A 23,991-nucleotide genomic window follows, 5' to 3' on the forward strand; every position below is an offset into this window, starting at 1 on the left:
GGCTGGACTCACGGCATCCGCGCAAGTAACAAATCCGCGCTGTCGCCGAACCGATATTTGACGTGTCGTTTAAGATTGACCCGGGTGAGAACGCTCGCGGCGGGAATCGAAATTGTGCCGTCCCTTTGAGGCAGCTCCAAAACACCGCGAGCGATATCGGGCGGCGTCCTGTTCCAGCTAACGGCAAGAAGGATCGCGTTCGCCCAACTCGTCAGGAACCTTGCTTCCGGCCCGGCAAGGCCGGACGGCCCTTTGATGATGTCCAGGCTATACTCAGCCTGCAGTTCATCCCTGCATACAAGGCTGTCCGCGCGCGCCAGAGCCGGGCTCGGCCGAATATCGATGGTCGCTTTCTTGGCCCTGGGACCCGTGTCGGATCTCAGAATGTCGCTGGCCCTGTCTGACATGAGTTCGCACTTCCGAGAGCCAAAGTCATCGCGATATGAGGAGCTTACGATGGGCACCCGACTTCACCATCATCCATCTGAATGACACGATTCGGCAGCGCGGCTGGATCGCGAATTTGTGTGTCCGCTCAATGCAAATCATCGCAAACGGGTTCATTCTCGAACATCGGCACCCGCGCGACGCACTCACGGAAACCGGCGCGAGGATTCAACAATCGCTAGCCTCTCCGCAGGCAGAGGTAGCTCTCGAACTGGCCACCTCGATGCAGGAATTCATCGCGCGCCCCGCCGGACGATGTCATTTAGATGGATGATGGTGACGTTGGGCGCCGGTCGTAAGCTCCATCCGCATTTTGTCTTTCAGAAGCGCAGATTCATTCGGCAAGGTTTTTTGGGACAAGCGAGATGACCATTTGTCCGGCGTGTCGCAGCGTATCAACTGCGAAATTATTCGAAGTGACGGCTGACGAAGCCTCTCGACACTTTCTCAATCCGCGCCAGGAGCCGGTTCGCTTTCGAAAATTGACGAGCTACTTGTCAGACCTCTGGGGCAGCAACATGTGCGATATCCGCAGATGCACAGATTGCGGATTCGGTTTCGCAGATCCGTTCGTCGCGGGAGGCATTGAATTTTACAACCTGGCCTGGGCGCATCCTTCCTATCCAGCGATGAGATGGGAGTATGCAAGAACAATCGAAGAACTTGCGGACCTGAGGACCGACGGAAAAACTGTCATGGACGTGGGTGCCGGATTCGGCTTCTTTCTGGACCGCGTCAAAAATAAATTCTTCAAACCGTCGGATATTTTTGCGGTCGATTATAACGAAACATCGCAATCGGTATTGTCGTCAAAGGGTTTCACGACGTTTTCAGGCGACGTTCGCGGCGACAGCTTCGATCGGTTGGAGGAGTCATTCGACTTCATCTGCTTGTTTCAGGTGTTCGAACACATGGACAACGTAGACGACGTCTTCACTCGATTGAAGTTCCTGCTGAAGCCGCACGGGTCTGTCTTCATTGCGGTGCCCAACGAAAACAGAACCTACTATATGGAGTCTCATGGATCCCTCATTGACATGCCACCCAATCACATCGGCCGATGGACGAAACAAGCATTCGACGCGATTTGCCGGCGGCATGGCTTGCAACTGACCAAATGTGAGCGGGAACCGTTCAACCTGCTTGGATTCCTCAAACAAGACATCGTGAACAGCTATTTGCGCAAGGGAGAAGAGCCGGGCAGCCTGAGTGAGTTCGTGCGCGCCCTGCCGCGAAGCAAAGCTCAACGGATTGCACAGGCTTTGACCGCTTTGGCGATTTCACCATCGCGCCTGCCAGCATGGGCATATGCGGTCAGCAACGCGTCGACGCTGGGGGGGAACGCACTCTGGGCGAGGATCGACAAAGTCTCCTCGCCGACCGACGCTACGGAGACATCAAGCCAGGCTGCAATCAACGGCCAAGAGCAATTCCAAGAAAGTGCGTAACGGTCTTCCGTCTGGAATTTTTCAAATAGTTAGAGCAGTTCGGGACCGTCCGTTATGGTTGGGATCTCGCCCTGAACCGTAAAGTCATTAAGGCCAGCCGGGCGAAGCATCGAAGCTGACCGTATGCGTTCGAATTGGTTGTTGATGTAACGCGCGTTGGTCGTTCGACAACAAAGTAACTCAACACCGACAGGGCGATGGCGGCTCCAAGGCCGAAAACCCTTCCAATTATCCCTGGAAACTGAGCAAAGGGTTGCTGCCACAGATACATTGAAAAGGACAGCATGCCGATAGCAACGAGGGGCTTCGAACCGAGCAGGCGAAGCAACGCGGCGGGCGCTTGCCCAAGGTAGACCATGGCCAGGGCAAGAAGGGCACTTCCCACCCCATATTTAACAGGCTGCCAGTTCAAAATTGAAAAAGACTGCGGTTATCCCAAGGGCAATCGGCGCCCAGGATGGTACTTTGTACGAACGGAAAAGAAGATAGGCACCCGCGGCCATGAGGATCGAGGCAGCACGTACATCGGTGCGTCAATAGACGTCGTAGTAACCCCCGCCAAGTAGCGTTCGGATAGCGCCGTCGCTCCATGCGAGCGCCGCAAGCGACAGGCACACTATGCCCCCGGTTATCTGGGATCTGCGACTGATCGCGGCGATGGCTGCCAGGATGACGTAGGTGTGTTCCTCGACGCACAGCGACCATACGTGGTCAAGAAAGGCGACGCGCCCGGCTTCGAGCACGTAATAGTTGTGGTAAACGTAGATGCGCTGAGCAGATGTTGCCAGTCTGCGGGCCAAAGGCCGGCGCCAGCGGCAATCGCCATCCCAGACAGGAAGAATGCAAAGAGGGCGGGGTAAACGCGCGCTATTCGCCGACCAAAGAATTTCGGCAAGCCCATCTGTTTCACAAACAGAATGTCTGCCATCAGCAAGCCACTGAGAACGAAGAACCATCTCGACCCCAAAGCGGCCAGGGTTAATAAACCGAGATGCGAGATAGTGATCTGCCAGAACGCCCATAATTGCGACGGCACACAACCGTCCAGGTAGGGCAAATGCGGCAGACCCAACGATGGGTGACGCTAGCTAGATGTCGCCCTTCCGGCGCAGAAGAAGTTCCGCGACAAGGCGATTGAAGACGCAACGGCGCGCAATTGCCGCAACTCGCTCGCCCAACTGATTCCACGGCTTTGTCCGACAGCGACAGGAAATCCACTGGATACTCGATGGTTTACCCAACTCGATAAGGTGTTAGATCGGATGAAGTCCACCGAGCATCGGGTGTTGACCTCCCTAGCATCCATCGATCAGCCGCACGGTATTCGCAAAAGACTTGGCGATACTCTCGCTCATGCCGGAGTACGAGCCGGCGGTCCTTAAATCACCTTCTCGCGCAGGAGGTCGGCGCTGTCGCCGAGCCGATATCCGGCATGTTTTTTGAGATTCACCCGCGTAAGAACGCTGCCGACGGGTACCGGAATGGAATCATCTCCCTGAAGCAGTTCCAGAACACCGCGAGCGACATGGCGTTGCGTCTTCGCCCACCGGACGGCGAAAAGCACCACGTCCGCCCATTCGGTGAGGAATCTGGCTTCCGGCCTCCCAAGCCCCGATGGTCCATTTAAGACAACTACGCTGTAAACCGAGTGTAGATCTTCCATCACTTCAGACCCGTTCCCGCGTGACAGAAGCGTCAGCAGATCCTCCGAAGGGCCGAGGGTCATCAGGTTGATGCCGATTTCTGGCATGCTGGTGACAGCACCCTCCAAAGTGCACCGATTGCAAACATAGTCCGCGAATGAATGGCGAGCCTTAGGCCCACCATACTGGTCCAGAAACTCAAGCGTGAGTTGAGCGCCCTTGGGTTCAAGATCGACCATAAGGACTCGGCCGCCCAGGCGCGTCGCAACCAATGCCAAGCTCCAGGCGAGCTCGGTCGCCCCATCATCGGGCATGCTGGACGTCACAAGCATGATCTGCGCGGAGCGAGATCTCAGTTGACTTGGCGCTGCGGCGACCAGCAGCGACGTCACGGCGCGGCTGTATCCGGACTCCTGTTGGCCTAGCACCAGCTGCTTCAGTCGCTTGGCGTGCGTGATCGCGGCCCGAGGTATCAGCGCCAGGCACGGAACCTTGAGCGCTGCTTCAGCTTCAGCCTCACCGCGCAAAGTGCGATCGAAATGTCGGCGGAGAAGTACGAGAATTCCTCCGATCAGGCCGAACACGATCATGCCCGGCGGAACGAGGAAAATTGGTGGAAGGGTCGTTGGATTGGTAGGCGGCCAAGCGGCGGAAAGAACCCCGACTCCAGCGGACGGATTTGCAATCCGCCGCTTCAGATCCTGTTGACGGGCCAACAGGTCGTTGTATCGCTGGGTCAGGATGCTCACCTGCGGCTCGAGCGCGCGCAATCCGGAGAGCCGACCGGCTGTATCGGCCACAACGGCATCGAGAACCTTCTTGCGATCTTCCAGAGCCTCGACCTGAGAGCGATAAATGTCGGCCTCAGCGGCCACACGAGCGAAACCTTGCTCTACTGCATTGTCAATTGCTTTGCTTATATCCTTGTCTTCCGGCGCACGGGCCTGGCGAGTTGCAAGGTCGGTCAACTCGGACGTACCGATCGCTTCGGCCAGCGACGCCAATGGTGCGTTCTGCTTGCGAAGGTCCTGAATGCGTTGAAGGCGGGATACTTGCGCGGCGAGGTCCGCTTTGGACATCGATATCTGCTGCGTAAGTTCGGCAGTCTCCTTGGCCGCGTTGTCCGCCGCACCTTGATCCGCTGCGCCATGGCTCAGCCGATATCTTTCCAGACGATCCGTCGCTTCCGCGAGACTGTCTCGTATAGCCGGCAGCCCGGCAACTATCGAGTCGAGCTCCTGTTCGTCCGAAGCCTGACTTCTGCTTGCAAGATCGGCAATATACACATGGACAAACGTATTGGCCACAAGAGCGGCGCGCGTCGGATCCTTGTCGGTAAAGCCGACACTGATAACTCTGGACCTCAGTTCCTGCCCAATCCTTATACCATCGCGCAGCACCTTTAGTTCAGCCGCATCTGGCCCCGCCGGCGTGCTTTGCGGCCAGATTTTCGCCAGTAAATCGTCCAGAACAGGGCGCGATTTCGGCGGCTCGACGCGAGCCAGATCGGGAGAAGAGGTTGCGGTCGCGACATCAGCCTGTTTTGTACCGTCGGCGGCTTTGGCAACATTGGCGGCATCTGTTTTGCGCAATGCCGCCACGACACTTCGCAGATGGCTCTGCGACGAGAGCATGGTTATATGGTCGTCGATGCTGGATTCCAGCAGATCCTGGGTAGAACTCAAACCGCCGACCGGAGCCGCCCTGCTGGGCGCATCCACGAGTATCTGTGTGGTGGCCTCGTACTGGGAAGGCCGCGCAAGACCCAAAAGGGCGGCCAGGACACCGCCCGCGATTACCATGGTAAGCAAGAACCATTTTTTCCGCTGAAGGGTGACGAGGAGCTGATGGAGCGGCGTTTGCGTGTCCACCTGCTCTCGTAACGGCCGTCTCATGCGAGGATTTGGCGGCGGCACTTGTGGAAGATGGATGCGGCTAACCTTGGACCCTTCCATCTTATACTCCTGTAAGTTCGGGCACTCGAGAAAGCCCCCCTTCTGACACCGACGATCCGCTCGCCTCTTTGCGCCAGGCCTGGAACATAAGAGCTGGCCACAATTCGCGGGAATGATTGTTCTTTCCGTCGACGTGGTCGCGCCAGCACGCGTCCACCTTCGCAAGGTCGAATATCCCGTCTCCGGAACTGCGCATGCCGGCGATAAGGTCGTTGGCCCAAATGCGCAGCGGGCCTCTCAGCCAGACTGCTATGGGCACATCAAAACCTTGCTTTGGCCTGTCGATCAACCGCTCCGGAAGATAGCGGCGCAGCAAGTGACGAAGGATCCACTTACCGCCGCCATTGCGAACCTTCACATTGGACGGAAGGCGCCAGGCAAATTCGACGACCCGATGATCGAGAAGGGGGCATCGTCCCTCGAGGCTGTTGGCCATGGTGGCGCGATCCAGCTTCACCAGTATGTCGCCAGGCAGGTAGCCCCCCATGTCGTCATACAAGAGACGGGACAGCAGTCCGTCGAGCTGTTGTGCACTATCGTTCGATGCGGGCAGCTTCTGCCGGGTGAGGTTTTCGACCGCCGATCCCTTCAGCCTCTGATACAACTCGTCTTCGCTGGTTGCGGCGAGCAGTGGACCAAGCCGATCGAGCCGGTCACTCCGTAGCGCATGCCTGACACTCGCCGAAAGCGGCAGGTTTTCAACGATATCGTAACGGACCGCGCGGGCAAGCAACCCTGCCCCAGCCGCCAATGCGCGGCGCAGTGGTATGGGCAGCCGCTGATGCCGCTTCAATCTCTCCGCCATGAAATGACGGGCATATCCCGCGAAACATTCATCGCCACCGTCACCCGATAGCGCCACAGTCACATGCTGGCGGGCGAGCCGCGCCACCAGCAGCGTTGGAATCTGTGATTCGTCGGCGAAAGGCTCGTCCCAGATACGCGGCAATTCTGGAATGACCTCGCGTGCGGCGGTCGGCGAAAGGTGAAGTTCCGTGTGATCGGTTCCCAAATGCCGTGCTACTTCGGCCGCATAAGGGGCCTCGTCGAAGCCGGCCTCTGCAAAGGCGATCGTGAATGTGCGCACCGGACTTTTCGATTGGGCCTGCATCAGCGCCACCACGGTGGAGCTGTCAATCCCACCTGACAGAAAGCCGCCCAATGGCACGTCAGCGATCATCCGTTCACGAACGGCGAGCCGAAGCAGGTTGTCCAGGTCGTCGGTCAGATCCTCGTCGTTGCCGGCGATCTGATTTTCCCGGCCTGCGGCGGCGACCTCGGCCAGCGACCACCACTGTTTCACCCGCCTGCGAAGAGCGTCGGCGCAGCCCGCTTGAGTAAGATCGGTGGATCTAACGGAGAGCAGGGAACCGGGCGGTAGCTTGAACACACCCTGCCAGATGCATTTATGATCCGGTATCCACCCTCTCGAAAGCATGACTGCGGTCGCATCAAGGTCGAGTTCGGCCGAGAAGCCCGGAAAGCAGCGGATCGCCTTCAGCTCGGATGCAAACACCAGGGCATGCCCGACCAATGCGACGTAAAGCGGTTTTTTGCCCATTCGATCCCGTACGAGATGAAGGGTTCTGGTCTTTAGGTCCCATAACGCAAACGCAAACATGCCCGCAAAGCGTTTCAGGGCGGCCTCGATGCCCCAAGCCTCGATGGCGCACAGCATAATCTCCGTGTCACCAGTGCCGCGAAACCGATGCCCGGTCACTTCAAGTTCGCGCCGGAGATCTCTGAAATTGTAAATCTCGCCATTGAAGGCGACCACATACCGGCCACTAGCGGAATGCATGGGCTGACGCCCCGTCGCCGACAGGTCGACGATCGCCAGTCGCCGGTGGCCCAGCGCAATGCCCGCTTCACGATCTGTCCAACGTCCTTCGCCGTCCGGCCCACGGTGCCGAAGGGCCGTCGTCAGCAGGCTTATTGCCTCGAGCGGCTTCATATTCGCGGCGGCGTTTGCGAGAAGAATTCCAGCAATCCCACACATCACGCAACCCTTATGGGCTCGAGCCGCGGAGCGAACTCGCGAGGCGTACCCGCAACAAGGCACAGGGTCAGCGCAAACCACACGATCGGGTGACGGATAATCAGGTGTGGCATGCTGAAGATGACGATCGACACCATGAGCGCCAACAGCGCGTCCAGCTTCGCGCGCCACGCCGACATAATGGCTGCGCCAACGAGCCAGGCCAGCGCCAGAACCGAGATGGCGCCACCTTGAGTGTATAGATCGAGTATCGTGTTGTGAGCCTCAAAGGGTCGTGTAAGAAAATCAAACTGTCTCTCCCAGGTTGCCGGGCGGCTGACATGCGGACCCGGACCGAGGCCCATAGACCCTGATTGCACGCCCTTCTCCAACGCCGCGCTCCAAAGATATAAGCGGAGCTCGGCGGTTTCGGCTGTCGCTTCGCTGCCGTTGTCCTTGGTCAGGCTCTTGGCGAAGCTTTCGAGCGTGTTGGCCTCTGACAAAACATAGGGGGTGATCGAGACCGCCATCGGAAAACTGCCGATGAGCAATAGGAGCAGGGCCTGCCGTGAAAGGCTGACCTTATTGCCAGCTGTCTTGAGCCACGTCCTGATTTGCAGCCCGACGAATGTCAAGCAAGTCAGGATGCTGGTGTATAAATAGGCGTCACTCTTGGTCAGCCGTCCCACATAGAAGGTTAAGAACACGCTGGCGATGCCAAGGAGCCTACCCCAACCGTTGCGGGTGGTCGTCGCAAGATGCAAAGCCAGCGTTCCAAAGATCGCGCAGTAGAGCGCGAGTTGATTTGGATTCTCCGACCAGCCACGAAAGCGATCCCAGTACCATAACTCGATACCAGCCTGGGGGAGCCACCCCCAGCCCTGCACCACCTGAATGGCAAGTGTGACATTCGCGATCGCGATCAGCCACCACGCACTGCGACGCAAACGGCGATCAGCATCGGGCTCCGCGGCAGCCAGGCAGGTAATGCAGGCCAACAGAAGATACGCTTCCGTATCGTGCACCAGCCCGGTCGCGTATAGGATCGAGGTGAAATAGGCGACGATGGTGCCGAAAGCCAAAGCGACCGTCATCACCAGCCAGAAGCCGGCGAGTTTGGTCAGGGCGAGTGTAAGCACAGTACGGCCGCCGGCGAGTATTCGTCCGATCGACAGCATGATCCAAAGGACCAGGAACAATTCGCCGTAGCCAAAGGAGGTGCCCGGAAGGCTAAGCTGCGTCGCACCGGCCATTACGGCCCCAAGGGCGAGGAGCGCGTCCCGGGTCATCCGTGCATTCCACCGAGCCGCTGATCCGCGAGGTCGCGCCGAGGCGTGGTCGCGCGGCGCAGCCGAACAGACCCGCCTTGGGATCTGGCGTTGATCGTATTGTCGTACAGCTCGCAGTACTGGTCGACTATCAGCGGCAGTGCAAATCGCTCCTTGACAACTGCGGCGGAGCGGCTGCCGAAAATCGCTGCAAGGGGCCGATCCGACAGCAGGTCGACTATGCGATCTGCGAGCGCATCCGGGTCGCGCGGCGCGACGAGGTAGCCGTTCCATCCGTCTTCGATGAAATCGCTACAACCGGGCATTCTGGAAGCAACTGTCGGCAATCCCGCGAGACCCGCTTCCAGCAACACGCGCGGAATTCCCTCGCGGTATTCGGTTGGGAAGGCGAATATGTCAGCCATGCCCAGAAGAGCAGGAACGTCCTGCCGTTTCCCAAGCACGACGACGTGAGGCGCGAAGCGCTCAAATTCCGACGCTTCGACGGCAAACGGACCCTCGGATTGCCACGGACCGACAAAGACGAAGCGCGTATTTGGTCTTTTGGCGAGGACTTTTGGAGCCGCCGCAAGAAGGGTCGGTATCCCTTTTTGACGTGTCAAGCGCCCGACAAACATGACGACCTCAGCCGACTGCAGCCCGAATTCCTGACGCAACCTTGCTGCCGATGAACCAAGCCGTCTCGCGGCTGCGAACGCGCCGATGTCGATGCCGGATCCGCCGATAAGAAGACTTTCGCCGCGTCCTATCAGCCGGTAGCGCTCAAAAAATGCCTGGTCGTCGCGGTTTTGGAAGACTGTCGCAGCAGTCCAGAAGGACGCAAGCCATTGCAGGCCGCAAAAGACTGGACGAAGAGCCAGGGCGCTCGGCTGGAACGATGAGAACGTCCAGCCCAACCCGTTGATGGTGCGGACGACCGGTGCCTGTCCGCGCACCGCCAGCGGCGTCAAGAGATTGGGCTTCGTATCGAAACTTTGGACAATGTCCGGACGCAGTTCCGATATCAATCTGCGAAGTGTTCTGATCGTGCCTGCATCGCCGCCGCCGGTGTCAAAGCGGTCAAACCTATAGCTCCGGTGCGCTATGCCGTGGCGCAGGAATGGAGCTTCCTCGCCACTTGAGACAGCCGTGATCCGGAAGCCTCTCTCGCGCATTTCCATGAAAAACGGAATTCTCAGCGCGTGATCCTCGCCACCGACGCAGACCAGGTGCGGCTTCATTTTGCCAACCCCAAAAAGCTGCGGTCCTGCCCAAAATGGCTGGAACTTGGATAGTCTCTCATGGCCGCCATCTTTGCGAGGAATGCGTTCGATCGGCCATCAAGCTACGGGTGGACCCGAAGCTTGTCCTCGTCCGTTTAAATGACGGAACCGGTCGGTTCAGTGGCGTGATCAGGGCAGTATGATGCCGGAGCTGGTGCAGGTTAGGCGTCAACGCTCAGCTGGTTTAATGCTGGCTGGAGAAGGGGATCCGTCGCCATCGAGCGTCCGACTGACGATGCAGGACAGCTCCTGCGGTGACGCATCAAGAAGCCATCGTTAATTCGGATGCGAGGACCGGACCGATGTGGACGGGCATTGGGACTATGATGGCATGGCGCGCGAAGCAAACCGGGGTCGCTCAATGACGGTATATTCGTACGCCCGATGCCGTCTGTCTTCTTCGAAGACCCGTATCCATCGGACCTCGGAATTGCGCAGCGTAATATCCCGGTTCGTCGCGAGCTTGGCGGCCCGGAATGGCGTTGGCGCAACAACCTTGTGGGAGACGATCACCTTTCCGGCGAAAATCTCCTCAACCTCGTAATTCGGCATATCATTCTCCCGCACCCTTGTCCCGCGACCAGATAATCAACCTCGATCCGGGCAAAACGTTCCACAAAGCCATGAAACGCGCGGAGGCTCGGCCCCGCGCACGCAAGAGGTGATCTGATTTTGAAAGGTGGACCTGACGTCCAGGGGGAAAGCAGCGGCTGCAAAGATCATACAGGAGGAGCGGCGACCAGATGGACGAGAGCTAAGTTCGTCATCCAGTCGAGCGTCACGCCCGTTGTCCGAACCCTATCATGGAAAGGCGCGAGACCGGTGTCACAGGCCGAACCGGTAGGAGTGCTGAGTCGCTCCTACCGGCAAGGCGCCTTGTCAGATTACAAGAAAGGAGTGTTCGCCCAAATGGAGATGTGGAGCGAGCGAGGCAAATTGCGTCTGGGCATGCCCGCCAATTCCGTCGCCGTCGAAGGAGAGCACCCCGGTCGCACTGTTGTAGATGATGTGATCGCTCGCATCATGTGCACTGCGACCGATGTGGAAATCGCCGGCTGCAAGCGCGCCCTTCTGAAGCCCGGCGAATATGGCATGGTCGAGATGGATCTTGTCTTGCGAAACGTTGAAGTCGGCGATCCTGTCGATGTTGTACTTGCCAAGGGTCGTGTTGAACACGAAGGCATCGTGGCCCCCATGGCCCTTCAACAGATCTGAGCCGCCGCCGCCGTTTATCTTGTTGTCGCCGTTGTTGCCGTTGATCGTCTGGCCGAACTCGTTGCCTGTCAGATCGATGGCAGTTTTGCCGCCCGTCCTGGAGGTGGCGAGCTGTTCGATATGCGAGCCGGCGGATAGGGCATAGCTGACCGAGGCCATTACCTTGTCGAAGCCGCCGGTGACGCCTTCCATTATTTTGTCATGCGCGTTGTTGACGTGATAGGTGTTATTGCCCTTGCTGCCGTGAACAACCTGATCGACGTGTGAAGGGTCTGTGGTTGTCGGCGGGGGCGTCGCATCCGACGTTGGCGGCGTGGGCTCGGAGGTTGCCGGCGGCGTCGGTTCAGTGGTCGTCGGCGGCGTCGACGAAGTCGAGTTGGTATTGTGCTCGCGGAAGACCGCCTGCAACGCCGCAGAGTTCTCAAGGGCGGTATCGCCGTTTTGTGAGCCCCATGCATAGGTATAGTCGAATGCCGGCGACGGGACCAGCTTGGCCCAGTGATCAAACACAGCCTTCGCCTGCTCAGCGGTCGGGACAGCAAAGGCGGAGCCACTTTCGCTCACCCAATTCCCGCCGCCGAAAGCCTGGAATTCCGGGACGATACGGTCAGCCGGAATGCCTGATGCAACCGCGGCCGCGACGAGGCGATCGATCATCGAGTAGTCAGGATTACTGCCCGTATTGGAATGGATAACGTAGGCACCCATGCCGTAATAGTCGATACCCGTGTTTGCCGGATTGTAAGTATTGGCGAAACTCGGATCGGCGTTGGACCCCATGTTCATCATCGAGATGAAGGTCTTTGCGCCCGGGAAATGAGAATGAATCCAGTCAGATTCGGCCTTCAGATTTGCCGCGGTCGTCAGCGAATGCCAGTGACCAGTCGGGTCAGGCTCATCGCAGAGATAGAATCCGAACACCTTTGAATTGTTGAGGAAGGGAGTGACTTGATCAATGAAGGACGAGGTGGCTCCATCATGGGCGTTGAGATACACCAAAGCTTTCATTCCGTCAGGCAGTGCGTTTACCTGCGAAAGATATTGGACGTCGACGAGATTGAATCCGGCCGTTGCGACCTCGGCGGTCGAACCGCCCGATGCATAGTGAAGAGTTGCCATGCTTATTCCTTCTTGTGATTCGGCAACGCGCCCCGCCCCGCTCCGCCTGCCTAATTGAAAGCTACATTAGACAGAAATCACATACAGATTTCGTCGGTCAAAATAATTGATCGCGCCACCATTCGTTCGTTGGCGCCTTGCAGAAAAAAACACAACGTTTTCAGTTCGGTCACGCTTCGTTAGTCAACGTATCACGAAGCGTATCTTTCAATATTGTCCCCGCTTTCCACTGATTCAGCCGGTCCCATTTTGGCACATGGCCACGATTTCGCTTCATTTCGATTAAAGTAGGCTACATTAGCGAGGCCTCACGTCCGGCATATCGATCAGCGGCCTGACAATCCATGCAGTGAAGGCTTCCAATACCGGGTAAGGCCAAAATAAATGCGCGGTTATCCGCGTGAGAATAAGAAGGCAAATGAAGATCAAGCAAGAATCATCCTCACTTCTACGAACCGCAATGTCCGACTGCGCACCGGGATTGTTTGGAGTTGGGCTTTTTTCCGCAGTGACGAACCTCCTGGCATTGACCGGATCTCTTTATATGCTCCAGGTCTATGACCGGGTGCTGCCCTCCCAGAGCGTTCCGACTCTGGTTGGATTGACCGTTGGCATGCTGGGTCTATACGCAGCCTACGGACTGCTCGACTTCGTGCGGCTTCGTCTATTGGTCCGCGTTGGCAGCCGGCTCTACAGGAACCTTCACCAAAGAGCCTTCGCCATATCGGTGCTTTTGCCGCTCAAGGCCGGTCGGGAGGCAGACCGGCTGGACCCCCTGCGAGACCTCGACCACCTGCGCGGCTTTCTATCGGGATCGGGGCCGACTGTCGTCTTCGATGCGCCCTGGATTCCGTTTTATCTGCTGGTCATCTATATGCTGCACCCGTCGCTCGGTGTGCTGGCGACCATCGGTGCTCTTGCCGTCGTGGCGCTGACTGCGGTCGCGGAAATTTTCGGTCGCAGGCCTGCCAAGCTGACATCCGAAGCCATGATCTCGCAGCGTGCCCTTGCTGAGTCCGGCCGTCGCAATGCAGAGGTCGTCCAGGCCATGGGCCTCTCTTCCAGGCTGGCCGGGCGCTGGAGCGACATCGTTCATAGCTACCTGGCCCATCAGGAGCGGCTCTCGGACATCATAGGGGGGACCAGCTCGTTGTCGAAGGCGCTGAGGATGGCGCTGCAGTCTTCTGTGCTCGGCCTTGGCGCTTACCTTGTCATCGGCGGCGAAGCATCCCCCGGGGTGATCATTGCATCGTCCATATTGCTGGGCCGCGCGCTTGCTCCGGTTGATGCGGCGATCGCAAACTGGAAAAGCTTTCTGGCGACACGGCACAGCTATTTCCAACTCAGGGCCATGTTGGATTCCTTTGAAAACCCGATCGACCTCATGGAATTGCCCCAGCCGCAAACGCGGCTGGCGGTCGAGAATTTGACGGTGGCGCCGCCCGGCATGCCAAAGCCCACCGTGCTTGACGTAAGCTTCCAACTGTCCCGCGGCGCGGGCATGGCCATTGTGGGCCCAAGCGGTTCCGGGAAGACGACGCTCGTGCGGGCACTGGTCGGAGCCTGGAGGCCGCTGCACGGCACGGTGAGGTTGGATGGGGCCCCTCTCGATCAGTGGAACCCGCATTCGCTCGGCGCTCACATCGGCTACCTGCCCCAGGACGTCGAGCTTTTTGACGGAACCGTAGCGGACAACATCTCCAGATTCGGCGGCAAGAGCGATCCCAAAGGCGTGCTTGCAGCCGCTAGGGCCGCAGGCGTCTACTCAATGATCATGCACCTGCCCGAGGGATTCCAAACACGCATTGGCGAGGGCGGCAGGGCTTTGTCGGCAGGCCAGAGACAATTGATCGGCCTCGCCAGGGCGCTCTATGGCGAGCCTTTTCTCGTTGTCCTGGACGAGCCAAACTCAAATCTGGATGTCGAAGGTGATGCCGCACTTGCCGGAGCCATTCTGACCGTGCGTCAGCGCGGAGGCATCGTCATTGTCGTCGCACACCGTCCGTCCGCGCTTACCAACATTGATCAGGTTCTGGTGCTGGCCAATGGCATGGTCCGCTCGTTTGGCTCCCGCGAGGAGATCTTGGCGAGCATGGGGCGACCACCCTCTCCTGCGACGCACCGCCCATCCCCGGTTGTTCCAATTCAAAGGGGTGTAAGCGGACATGCATGATCTCCTGTCTCGGGTCTTTGCGTTCATGCCGTCTAACGCCTGGCTTGATGGCGGTCAGCGCGGCACGGATGCGAACTCGCTCAAGTCCCCCGGCAGCCTCGGACCCAGCCTGGCTCTCGGAATGGCAGTGACTTGCCTGCTGGTCGTCGGCGGAGGATTGTGGCTTGGCTTGACTGAGATTGCGGGCGCCGTAATCGCACCCGCGACGGTGGTGGTTGAGAGCAACACCAAGAAGGTCCAGCACCAGGCTGGCGGCACGATCAGCGGCATCTTTGCGCAAGATGGCGATCATGTTCGGGCCGGCGACGTGTTGGTCAGACTGGATGATACGCTGGCGCGGGCTAATCTTCAGATTATCAGCGAGGATTTCGACCGCGCCACAGCACGGCTTGCCCGGCTTGAGGCGGAGCGACAGGGGCGGGTGACAATGCAACTTCCAGCCGCCCTTCAGGCGGAGATGGACAAGCCAAGCGTGGTAGCGCTGATCGATGGTGAGCGCGCCTTGCTCGAAACGCGGGCGTCGGAACTGGCGGGCCAAAAAACGCTGCTTCGGAGCCAAACCGAGCAGATCCAGCGTCAGCTCGAAGGCCTGAAGGCACAGCAGGCTGCGATGGACGAATCCGCGGCTTTGCTGGGCCGCGATCTCACCGATGTGGATACTCTCTACTCCAAGAAACTGGTTTCGAAAGAGAGGCTCAGCAACGTCAGGCTGGACGCGACACGGGCCAAAGGCGAGTCTGGGCGACTGGCGGCGGCCGTCGCGGAAGCCCAGGTCAAGATCACCGAAACCGAGTTGCAGGTTCTGCAGCTTGATGAACAAAGGCGCAGCGAAGTGACGAAAGAGCTGCGTGAAACGGAAGCCAAGCGAACCGAGCTCGACGAGCGCAAGATCGTGGCGCAGGACGAGTTGACCAAAACTGAAATCCGCGCGCCGCAATCCGGAACGATACAACAATCCACTGTCCATACGGTTGGCGGTGTAATCGCTCCAGGGGAGTTGCTCATGACAATTGTCCCCGATGCGGACAATCTTGTCGTCGACGCGCTTATTCCCCCGCCGAGAGTGGATGATATTCGTTCCGGTCAACCGGTCTCAATTCGTTTCCCGGCATTCGATGCCGGCACGACACCCGCCTGCCAGGGCACGGTGAAATGGATTTCTGCAGACCTGATCAAGGACCAACAGCGCCAGCTCTCCTATTTCTCGGCTCGCATCAGCGTCGAGAACAAGACCGATTGCCTGACAGACGCGAAAGTGCTCAAGGCGGGCATGCCGGCCGAGGTTCACATAAGCACGGGTCAGCACAGCGTCTGGTCTTATCTGCTGAAGCCACTTACCGACCAGATGTCACGCGCTTTCCGGTAGGTCGGTCCTCGTTCGGACCATTCTTCCTCACGCTGTTGGCGTCCTTCGTTCGCATGGCGGAGAAATTAGCAAAGACTGATATGTCTTCGGGGTAGCCGGTGCCATGTTTTTCGTCCTAGCCCCCGCCGGTCAGGTCCGGCGCGCGGCGGCTGATTCCGCCAGAGCGCCGGGCCGCTGCTGGGTGCAGAAGCCGCTGGGTGCTGATTGGGCTAGCCCGGCCAAGAAATACCTTTTGGCGTTGTCTCCGGCGACCTGAGTTCGCCGGACGAGCCTTTTCAATGCACGAAGCGGCTTCTGAGCCAGGCCAGAATCCGGTTTCCGGTGATGAGCCTGCGAACCCGCGCGGCAGCCCAACTGGCCTGCATCGTGGCGCCGGCGTGACAGCTGCAGACGACATCGTGCAACTGCCAATCGGAAAGTTCGAAGAAGCGTTTGGCTTCGCCATACGTGTCCGACTGCAATCCGGCGGCGCGCAGCAATGGATCATCGAACGCAACCGCGAGCGGCGACCCGTCCGCCCGCACCCGTTCGCGAACCTCGGGATCGACATATTCGGTGCCCGTTAGCGCCGAGAGGCACCGCACGGGATTTCGATCGAGCAAATCAGCCCACCGCTCTATCCGCTGCGCTCTCGTTGCAAGAGGGATCAATCCAAGCCGGTCAATGACCGCAACCGATTGAAGTTCATATGATGTCTGATGCTTCATTGCTTGTCTCCTGTTCTAATAGCGGCGACATCTGCACAGCGCGCGGCAGGTTCTGCCGGAGCGCTGAAGCCCCCGCATGCGAGGGACACGCACGGGCTGATCAGGTGTTGCCCACCGATCTTCAACAGACGCCTTGGCGAGGCATCCGAAGTAAAGCCGAACTGTCAGCGATCTCCGATGTTCCCGCACAGACTTCACGCCAAGCGGTTTTCTCAGGCGCCGTCGCGGCTGCGCCTGGCGCGCGAACCGACCGGCGGTTCAACGACTGACCGGATCGCTTGGCCGCGAGGTCGCCGTGGTCGTCGCGATGGTTGACAGCCCAATTTGGAGGTCGTTCGCAAAATGGCCGTCCAAAGGCGCATCGGAGGCTTCGAACAACCAGAACGTCATCGTTATCGGCGCGTCGACGGGCGGCATCGAGCCGCTGAAGCGGATTGTTGGCAACCTGCCCGTCGATTTCCCGGCGGCCTTGTTCATCGTGCTGCACAACGGCCAGTTCAGCTATCTGCCGGATTCTCGACCGCGTGGGCGCTCGACGCGATAGCGGCCAGCAACGGCGCGGCTTTCAAGACAGGCTGCATCTATGTGGCGGCGCCCCGAGGCGTGAGAGGCTCGCCTGCCTATGCCGGCGCGCCACGCCAACCAAGCCCGTTCGGCATCATGTCGATAACGGGCCGACATCGCACATTTCGCGCCATGGATAATTTCCTAATGTGAGACAGTCCCGCCCTACAGTACTAATTAGGGTGTACTAATACACGCATTACTTGTGCGACCTACCTCGTTGTGCAGCCTATGGATGGCGGGGGCGGGAGTATAATCGCCTTCAGCCGGCGCCATGTGTTGTGAGCCCCCGCCGGTCAGGCCCGGTTCGTGCTACCCCCGCAGCCGGCCGGGCCGCCGGTCATCGCGCTGCGGCGTGGCATCCGTGATAGAAGATCACCTCGATCAGATCCCACTGCAGGCATCCGTGACCGGCCCGAGCCGCTTGACCAGTTCGGCAACGTCTAGAGTCGCCTTACGCTTGCACGTCAGGCAGTCGACCGAAAGGCCTTTGCAGGCCTGCAGCTTCTGACCGAGCGTGTCTTCAACGAAGGGATATTTGTTCGACGTTAGCGGTCCTCGTGAGTGGATCGCCGCACCGAGTGTAGAATATATTCCTGCACGCCCTGCTGCCAAGAGTACGCGATCACGTCCTTTGGACATAGCAATCTCCCCAACGAGAGGCGCCGGCCACCTTAGACCGCTGCGGTGATGGTGAAACATCCGCGGCGGGCTATCGGAACTTCCGCCCCGAGTTGGACGACTGAAACGAAACGGGCCCGCCCGGCGTGGGTCAACCGGGCAGGCCCGTCTCGGAGCCAAAGGGGATCGAGACTCCTAGCGGCCGGAGATATCACGAACCGTACCGCGCGGCCCAACCGGGTGGCCGGTCGATTGTTCCATTAGCGATCGCTTTAGAACTAACTCCCCTGTTCGGAGTTAAATGCGCATGGCTAAGGGCAGCATCAACATCGGCGATGAGGTCGCCATCACGGCGAAGGTGCGCAGGCGGGTCACAGAGGACCGGGTGAGCGTATCGATCCCATCCTATGCACAGCCCGCACTCGATTGTTGATCGAACGTCGAAGGTGACACACGGCCAGGAGATCGAGCTTCGAGGGGACGTGACGCGCGTTGATGACGGCAAGGTCACGATCAACCTCGGGATTCCGGTCACCGTGAACCCCGATACAGTCAGGCTGGTGATCGCCTACAAGCCACCGACAAGAAAGAAGCCGCTGGTGGACAAGCCAGCCTAGGTTCCTTTCCAACGGCTTGCATGCGTTTCGACCTTGCGCATAGATTCGGGTCCAAACACGTTGAAGGGGCGAACGATGGCAGGCGCGAAGCTCGGCATAGCGGCTTTCGGCACCGCAGGATCGGATTGCCTCGTGATTGGTCTGACTGCCGTCGATGACGATAAGGTCTGGCTTTGCTGTGCGTGGATGGGGTCGACACCCCGTCACCGCGGATTGCAGGCTGGCCTTGGCTGCCGCAGGCGCCGCCGCCAGCCTGGAAATGAATGCCTCCTTGCAACGCCGTGCCATCCTGGCAGCCTCGTTTCTATCCGTTGGTGTGCTTCCTCGACGCGTGGCGACGGCAGTTCTATCGTGAAAGCTTGTCGCGTCGTCCAGGCCAGCTTTGCATTTACGGATGTCAAGGTTCGTCCGTTACGCAATGAGATAGGAGAGTACCAAAAGTGTGGGGTCAATGGACCATGGTGGTCTCCGAAGAGGAGTGCTTTTGCTGACGGCCAAGCCTAGCCGAATTGCACCTCTATCGCCCACACTTTTTGGCAGCGCCGACCTCGGTCTTAGCGACAAATCAGAAACTCTCATTTCGCTGAAGCAATTGCCCTGCGGCCGGCCGGACAAATGAGAGTCTAATCCGGCCAGCGCAGGGCGCCGGCGGAATCCTTGCGCGCCGCCTTTATCGCATCCGCTGGCCGCTCCTTCGCCGCCAGCACCGCCCTCAGCCGGTCGGCCACGATCTCGGCCTCGCCGGGATGGAGGTTGCATGGGTCGAGGAAGAAGTGGCCGCGCTCGACCTCGTGGTTGCGCACGATGATCGGTGGCGAGCTGGCGGCAAGCGCCGAAGCCAGGCCAGCGGCGGTGAAGCGGCTTTCGGGCCGCACGAAGACCTGCAGGCGGTCGAGGGGGTTGGCGGTCGGGTCCGGAATGATCTGCGCACTGATGCCGGGAATGTCCTGCAGCGCCTCCTTCCACAGGCTGAGCGCCGCCTCTTCGCGTCGGCGGATGCCGGCATGGTCGCGCTTTTCCCAGGCTTCGAGCGCCGCCATGGTGCCAGCGATGCTTTCCTTGCCGACCTTCATGGCACGCGCGACGCCGCGGTTCTGCAGATAGGCGGCCCGGACAAGGTCCTTGCGGCCGGTGACGATGCCGCTGGTCGGGCCGCTGAGGAATTTGTGGCCGCTGTAGACGACGATATCGGCGCCGCGCGCGAGGAAGCTTCGCAGATCGTATTCGGACGCCGCGTCGACGATCACCGGAACTTTTTTGGCATGACAAATCTCGCAGAATTCCTCCAGCGAAAGCATGCCGTATTGAACCGTGTGGTGCGCGACGACGTAGAGCGCTGCCGCCGTGCGCTCGTTGATCGCCTCGCGCACATGATAATCCTGCGTGACGCTCACCGTGCCCGCGGGCACGACCTTGGCGCCGGCGACCCGGGCCGACTGATCGATCGGCGCGCCGTAGTTGACGATATGGCCGAGCTGGATGACGACCTCCGACTTCAGCCCTTCGGTGTTGTCCGGCAGCCGTTCGATTGCCAAAAGGTTGGTGCCGGTCATGGTGCCGGCGACGGCCATGGTGATGCCCGAGGCGCAACAGGCGGTAATGAAGCCGGCTTCGCCGCCGGTCAGGCGCGCGACGACCGTGCTCGCGGCGCGCTGCAGGTCATCCATCTCCACCCATTGTGAGGCGATCTCCGCCATGGCGCTGATCGCCTCGGGGATGATGATCGAGGCTCCGAGCGTCGTCATCGTGCCGGAGACGTTTATGATGGGCCTAAGCCCCAGCCGCTCGCGGATCGTGGTGTTGGAGCCGGTTTCGGAAAAGGTTTTCATGACAGCAGATCCTAATGTCAGGAAGCGATCTCAACGACCGCTTCGATTTCGACAGTGATGTTTCCAGGCAGCGAGCCGACGCCGATCGCCGAGCGCGCATGGCCGCCGATCCGGTCGAAGACATCGGCGAACAGGTCGGAGCAGCCATTGACCACTTTCGGGTGGTCGCTGAAGGTCGGCGTCGCGTTGACGAAGCCGAGCAGCTTCACCACGCGCACGATGCGGCCGAGGTCGCCCGCCGCCTCATGCATGACGGCGAGCAAATTGAGGCCGGTGAGGCGGGCATGCTCATAGGCCTGCTCGACGGTGACGTCCTCGCCGACCTTGCCGGTGCAAAGCGTGCCGTCGGCGCGCAGCGGCCCCTGGCCGGACAGGAAGATCAGCCGGCCGCTCTCGGCATGAGTGACGAAGTTGGCGATGGGCGTCGGCGGTTCGGGCAGCGTCAGGCCGAGTTCGGCGAGCCGGATGTAAGGTGTCATGGAAGAAGGCTCCCTAGGATGGCTTAGCCATCCGCTGTCGACAATGGGTGGCTCTCGCCACCAATGTCAGAAATGCGAGGCGCGAAAACGCGCCAGGAAAGAGCGGAGGCGCTCGTTGGTGGTCTCGGCGGCAAGCACATCCCTCGGCGGACCGACGGCGCTGACGCCGCCATCGGCCATGAAGACGATGCGGCTGGAGGCATCGCGCGCGAAGGCCATTTCGTGCGTCACCATGACCATGGTCATGCCGTCCTCGGCGAGGCTTTTCACCACGGCCAACACCTCGCCGACGAGCTCCGGATCGAGCGCCGAGGTGATCTCGTCGAGCAGCAGGATTTTAGGTTCCATGGCGACCGCACGCGCAATGCCGACGCGCTGCTGCTGGCCGCCGGAAAGCTCGGCCGGCAGGCTGTCGGCCTTGTGGGCGAGGCCGACGCGGCCCAGCCAATGCTCGGCGATCGCGCGCGCTTCCGATTTGCTCTTGCCGCGCACTTTGGTGAGACCGAGCATGATGTTGCCGGCGGCCGTCAGATGCGGGAAGAGGTTGAAGCTCTGGAACACCATGCCGGTCTCGGCGCGCATGCTGGCCAAGTCGCGCTCGCTGCGCCGCTGGCGCTGGCCGCCGTCGCGAAAACCGACCTCCTTGCCGTCGATGCGGATCGAGCCGCTGTCATAGCTTTCGAGGAAGTTGACGCAGCGCAGCAGCGTGGTCTTGCCGCTGCCGGACGGGCCGATGACGGTGACCACCTCGCCCTTCGCCACTTGCAGGCTCACCGAGCGCAGCACCTCGACGGAGCCGAAGGATTTCGAGACCTCGGCAATATCGAGAAGTGCGGCGCTGTCGCTGGAACTGGTGGCCATCGTGCTATTCCCGAATGAAGGCGAAGCTCCGCTCGAGCCGGCGGCTGGCGAGCGAGAGCGCATAGTTGATGGCGAAATAGAGAAGAGCGCCGAGGATGTAGAGTGGCATCGCCTCGTAGGTGCGGCCGATGACCTGGTTGATGGCCTGCATCAGGTCGGTGATGCCGAGCAGCGAGACCAGCGCGCTGCCCTTCACCGCGTCGGTGACGCCGTTGATCCAGGGCGGCAGGAAGCGGCGGAAGGCTTGGGGGAAGATGACGTAGGCGAGCCGTTGGCGGAAAGTCAGGCCGATCGCCATCGCCGCTTCCGACTGGCCCTTGGGAATAGAGGCGACCGCGCCGCGCAGATATTCCACGACCTGGGCTGTCTTGAACAGGGTGAGCGCCAGCACCGCGGCCCAGAAGGATTGCAGGTGAACGCCGACCGCCGGCAGGCCATAATAGACGAAGAAGATCAGCACCAAGATCGGGATGCCGCGAATGGTGTCGCTAAAGATGCGCACCGCCCAGCGCAGCGGCGCGGGGCCGTAGACGAGGCCGACGCCGAGAATGACGCCGGCAATCAGCGACAGCACCACGACCAGCAAAGACACCCAGAGCGTCAGCGCGAAGCCTTGGGCAAGGAACGGCAGGGCATAGGCGATCTGGCCAAGCATCAGCGCGCCGTCCTGTACCAGCGCTCAATCAAGCGAAGCGCGAAAAGCAGGACGTAGCCCGTCACCAGATACATCGCCGTCACCACCAGATAGACCTCGACGATGCGGAAGGTGTTGAAATTGATCCATTGTGCGCCATAGGTCAGTTCGGGCACCGAGATGACGGAGGCGACGGATGTGTCCTTGAACAGCGATATGAAGGTGTTGGAGAGCGCCGGCAGCGTGATCCGCATCATCGTCGGCAGGCGCACATGGATGAGCCGCTGCCAGGGTGTAAGCCCGATCGCCTTGCCGGCGTCAATCTGGCCGCGCGGCACGGCCTCCAGGCCGGAGCGGAACACCTCGACAAGGTAGGCGCCGCTATAAAGCGCAAGTGTGGCGACGAAAGAGGTCTGCGCGCTGTAGGCGATGTCGACGACGGTCGGCAGACCGTAGAAGACCAGATAGACCAACAGGATCAGCGGCACGTTGCGGATGAATTCGACGTAGGCCGCGATGATGCCACGCACGACGCGCCCGGCCGAGACATACCAGACCGCCAGTACCAGCCCGATAACGATGCCGATGGCGATCGAGATCACGGCAAGCTCGAGGCTGAGCAGCAGGCCGCCCGAAAGCTTGTCGAAATGCCGCCAGATCAGGTTGAAATTGAGCGTGTAGCCCATGTGTCCGTCTCAATGGCCTGCGGTGACGGATCAAGCATCCGCCACTCGCCAGGCCCGTGTCGAGGATAAACGGCGTAAGGACGGCACCTCCCGCCGGCTTTGCCAGATAGGCTTCGTCAGATGACCGGGAAGCCCGGATGGCGTGGCGGCGGCTCCTGGCCAAAGTATTCCTTGAAGGCGGCGTCGTAGAGCGCCGTCTCATGGCCGAACATGGCGATGGTGAAGGTCTGGTCGACGAAGGTCAGCCAGTCGAGATCGCCTTGTCTGAGCGCCGCGCCGTAGAGCATCGAATACCAGCTTTTGCCGGCGTCGAAATATTTGTCCGGGTTGCGCGAGGCGAGCCAGCGCACGGTGGACAGGTCGACCGCGGCTGCATCGACGCGCTTGGATTCCAACGCCTGCAAGACGTTCGCCTGGGTGTCGATCTGCATCACCTGCGCCTGCGGCAAGGCATAATGCACCGAACTTTCGGCATCGACATTCTGCAGGATCGAGATGCGGGTGGCGGAGCCCCCTGCAAGCAGCTTGTCGAATGTCTTGTTCTCGGAGCCGGGCAGCGTCAGCAGCGCGACGCCTTCGACGTAGTAGGGCCGCGAGAAATGGATCAGCTGCGAGCGCTGCGCGGTCATGGTCATGAACTGGATGGTGATGTCGACCTTGTTGGTGGTCACGTTCGGAATGCGCTGCGCCGGATCCTGCATGACGAACTCGACCTTGGTCGGATCGTCGAAGAGGCCCTTGGCGAGGATGCGGCCCATGGTGATGTCCATGCCGACCAGTTCGCCCGCATCGTTCTCGAAATGCCACGGCGCATTGGTGCTGCCGGTGCCGACGATCAGCTTGCCGCGATCGAGCGCGGTGCGCAGCACGCTGTCGGACGCGGCTTGCGCGGCGGCCTTCTCGGCGCTGATAGCGGTCAGCACGCCGGCGGTCGTTAGTCCTGCCATTCCCAATTTCAGAAAATCACGTCTTCCGGATGTGTCGTTCACAGCGACCTCCTTTTGTGTTGTGTTCCCCACACGAATACACGCGTCGGTAATCGATAAAGCCATTGTCTCTTACAAGAGATGCATGTATCCTGTACAGGACAGATACTAA

General features: G+C 60.0%; 21 protein-coding genes and 1 pseudogene. 7 read left to right on the forward strand and 15 right to left on the reverse strand.

The features are described 5' to 3' along the window. Positions 1-8: 8 nt before the first annotated feature. Positions 9-407, reverse strand: coding sequence for a hypothetical protein (locus tag YU3_RS0124100; protein WP_027168629.1), 399 nt, complete (start codon positions 405-407; stop codon positions 9-11). 405 nt (positions 408-812) lie between these two features. On the opposite strand from YU3_RS0124100, the gene YU3_RS0124110 reads away from it, so the two are divergent. Then, positions 813-1,895 (forward strand): class I SAM-dependent methyltransferase, encoded by a 1,083-nt coding sequence (locus tag YU3_RS0124110; RefSeq protein WP_084508274.1) that lies wholly within the window; start codon positions 813-815, stop codon positions 1,893-1,895. Positions 1,896-2,428: 533 nt separating this feature from the next. Here YU3_RS0124110 and YU3_RS40755 read toward each other — a convergent pair. From YU3_RS40755 to YU3_RS0124145, 7 genes are all read right to left on the reverse strand, one after another. Further along, positions 2,429-2,917 (reverse strand): hypothetical protein, encoded by a 489-nt coding sequence (locus YU3_RS40755; protein ID WP_156913583.1) that lies wholly within the window; start codon positions 2,915-2,917, stop codon positions 2,429-2,431. 356 nt (positions 2,918-3,273) lie between these two features. Then, a complete protein-coding gene (locus YU3_RS0124120) occupies positions 3,274-5,409 on the reverse strand; it encodes an exopolysaccharide transport family protein (protein WP_245273643.1) in 2,136 nt (711 codons plus the stop codon). Between the two features lie 85 nt (positions 5,410-5,494). Continuing rightward, positions 5,495-7,492, reverse strand: coding sequence for an asparagine synthase (glutamine-hydrolyzing) (gene asnB / locus YU3_RS0124125; protein ID WP_027168634.1), 1,998 nt, complete (start codon positions 7,490-7,492; stop codon positions 5,495-5,497). Beyond that, positions 7,492-8,760, reverse strand: a complete 1,269-nt coding sequence (locus YU3_RS0124130; RefSeq protein ID WP_027168635.1) for an O-antigen ligase family protein — start codon at positions 8,758-8,760, stop codon at positions 7,492-7,494. Before YU3_RS0124130 ends, asnB begins: the two co-directional genes overlap by 1 nt. Beyond that, positions 8,757-9,980, reverse strand: a complete 1,224-nt coding sequence (locus YU3_RS37400) for a glycosyltransferase (protein WP_051334071.1) — start codon at positions 9,978-9,980, stop codon at positions 8,757-8,759. The genes YU3_RS0124130 and YU3_RS37400 overlap by 4 nt, the downstream gene beginning before the upstream one ends. A 363-nt stretch (positions 9,981-10,343) precedes the next feature. Further along, positions 10,344-10,574 carry a hypothetical protein gene (locus tag YU3_RS0124140; protein ID WP_027168636.1) on the reverse strand — a complete coding sequence of 77 codons (231 nt, stop codon included), beginning with the start codon at positions 10,572-10,574 and terminating at the stop codon, positions 10,344-10,346. A gap of 327 nt (positions 10,575-10,901) precedes the next feature. Beyond that, positions 10,902-12,356, reverse strand: a complete 1,455-nt coding sequence (locus YU3_RS0124145; RefSeq protein WP_027168637.1) for a calcium-binding protein — start codon at positions 12,354-12,356, stop codon at positions 10,902-10,904. A 418-nt stretch (positions 12,357-12,774) separates the two neighbouring features. Here YU3_RS0124145 and YU3_RS0124150 point away from each other — a divergent pair, with 418 nt between their 5' ends. Both YU3_RS0124150 and YU3_RS0124155 read left to right on the forward strand, forming a co-directional pair. Beyond that, positions 12,775-14,529 (forward strand): type I secretion system permease/ATPase, encoded by a 1,755-nt coding sequence (locus tag YU3_RS0124150; protein WP_027168638.1) that lies wholly within the window; start codon positions 12,775-12,777, stop codon positions 14,527-14,529. Further along, positions 14,522-15,895, forward strand: coding sequence for an HlyD family type I secretion periplasmic adaptor subunit (locus YU3_RS0124155; protein WP_245273644.1), 1,374 nt, complete (start codon positions 14,522-14,524; stop codon positions 15,893-15,895). The genes YU3_RS0124150 and YU3_RS0124155 overlap by 8 nt, the downstream gene beginning before the upstream one ends. Positions 15,896-16,170: 275 nt before the next feature. Here YU3_RS0124155 and YU3_RS0124160 read toward each other — a convergent pair whose 3' ends face one another. Further along, complete coding sequence (locus YU3_RS0124160; protein ID WP_027168640.1) at positions 16,171-16,602, reverse strand: hypothetical protein; 432 nt, start codon at positions 16,600-16,602, stop codon at positions 16,171-16,173. A 295-nt stretch (positions 16,603-16,897) separates the two neighbouring features. On the opposite strand from YU3_RS0124160, the gene YU3_RS0124165 reads away from it, so the two are divergent. From YU3_RS0124165 to YU3_RS41830, 4 genes and pseudogenes are all read left to right on the forward strand, one after another. Then, a complete protein-coding gene (locus YU3_RS0124165) occupies positions 16,898-17,146 on the forward strand; it encodes a chemotaxis protein CheB (protein ID WP_027168641.1) in 249 nt (82 codons plus the stop codon). A 948-nt stretch (positions 17,147-18,094) separates the two neighbouring features. Then, positions 18,095-18,220 (forward strand): hypothetical protein, encoded by a 126-nt coding sequence (locus tag YU3_RS42280; RefSeq protein ID WP_348631189.1) that lies wholly within the window; start codon positions 18,095-18,097, stop codon positions 18,218-18,220. A gap of 49 nt (positions 18,221-18,269) precedes the next feature. Then, positions 18,270-18,404 (forward strand): hypothetical protein, encoded by a 135-nt coding sequence (locus tag YU3_RS42285; protein ID WP_348631190.1) that lies wholly within the window; start codon positions 18,270-18,272, stop codon positions 18,402-18,404. Between the two features lie 167 nt (positions 18,405-18,571). Then, positions 18,572-18,831 (forward strand): annotated as a pseudogene (locus YU3_RS41830) (glycosyltransferase family 2 protein); the annotation flags it as partial. Between the two features lie 196 nt (positions 18,832-19,027). On the opposite strand, the gene YU3_RS0124175 reads toward YU3_RS41830, so the two are convergent. The 6 genes from YU3_RS0124175 to YU3_RS0124200 form a co-directional block, all read right to left on the reverse strand. Continuing rightward, complete coding sequence (locus YU3_RS0124175; protein WP_027168642.1) at positions 19,028-20,233, reverse strand: aminotransferase class V-fold PLP-dependent enzyme; 1,206 nt, start codon at positions 20,231-20,233, stop codon at positions 19,028-19,030. A 17-nt stretch (positions 20,234-20,250) separates the two neighbouring features. After that, on the reverse strand, positions 20,251-20,712 hold the full coding sequence (locus tag YU3_RS0124180; RefSeq protein WP_027168643.1) for a RidA family protein: 462 nt from the start codon (positions 20,710-20,712) through the stop codon (positions 20,251-20,253). 66 nt (positions 20,713-20,778) lie between these two features. Continuing rightward, the gene (locus YU3_RS0124185) at positions 20,779-21,573 is read right to left on the reverse strand and encodes an amino acid ABC transporter ATP-binding protein (protein WP_027168644.1); all 795 of its coding nucleotides are present in this window, start codon (positions 21,571-21,573) and stop codon (positions 20,779-20,781) included. Between the two features lie 4 nt (positions 21,574-21,577). Further along, positions 21,578-22,228, reverse strand: coding sequence for an amino acid ABC transporter permease (locus YU3_RS0124190; RefSeq protein ID WP_027168645.1), 651 nt, complete (start codon positions 22,226-22,228; stop codon positions 21,578-21,580). Then, on the reverse strand, positions 22,228-22,893 hold the full coding sequence (locus YU3_RS0124195; RefSeq protein ID WP_027168646.1) for an amino acid ABC transporter permease: 666 nt from the start codon (positions 22,891-22,893) through the stop codon (positions 22,228-22,230). Before YU3_RS0124195 ends, YU3_RS0124190 begins: the two co-directional genes overlap by 1 nt. Positions 22,894-23,009: 116 nt before the next feature. Further along, the gene (locus YU3_RS0124200; RefSeq protein WP_198021709.1) at positions 23,010-23,840 is read right to left on the reverse strand and encodes a transporter substrate-binding domain-containing protein; all 831 of its coding nucleotides are present in this window, start codon (positions 23,838-23,840) and stop codon (positions 23,010-23,012) included. Between the last annotated feature and the right edge of the window lie 151 nt (positions 23,841-23,991).

The organism is Mesorhizobium sp. WSM3224 (assembly GCF_000427725.1).
In the GTDB taxonomy this organism is placed as follows: domain Bacteria; phylum Pseudomonadota; class Alphaproteobacteria; order Rhizobiales; family Rhizobiaceae; genus Mesorhizobium.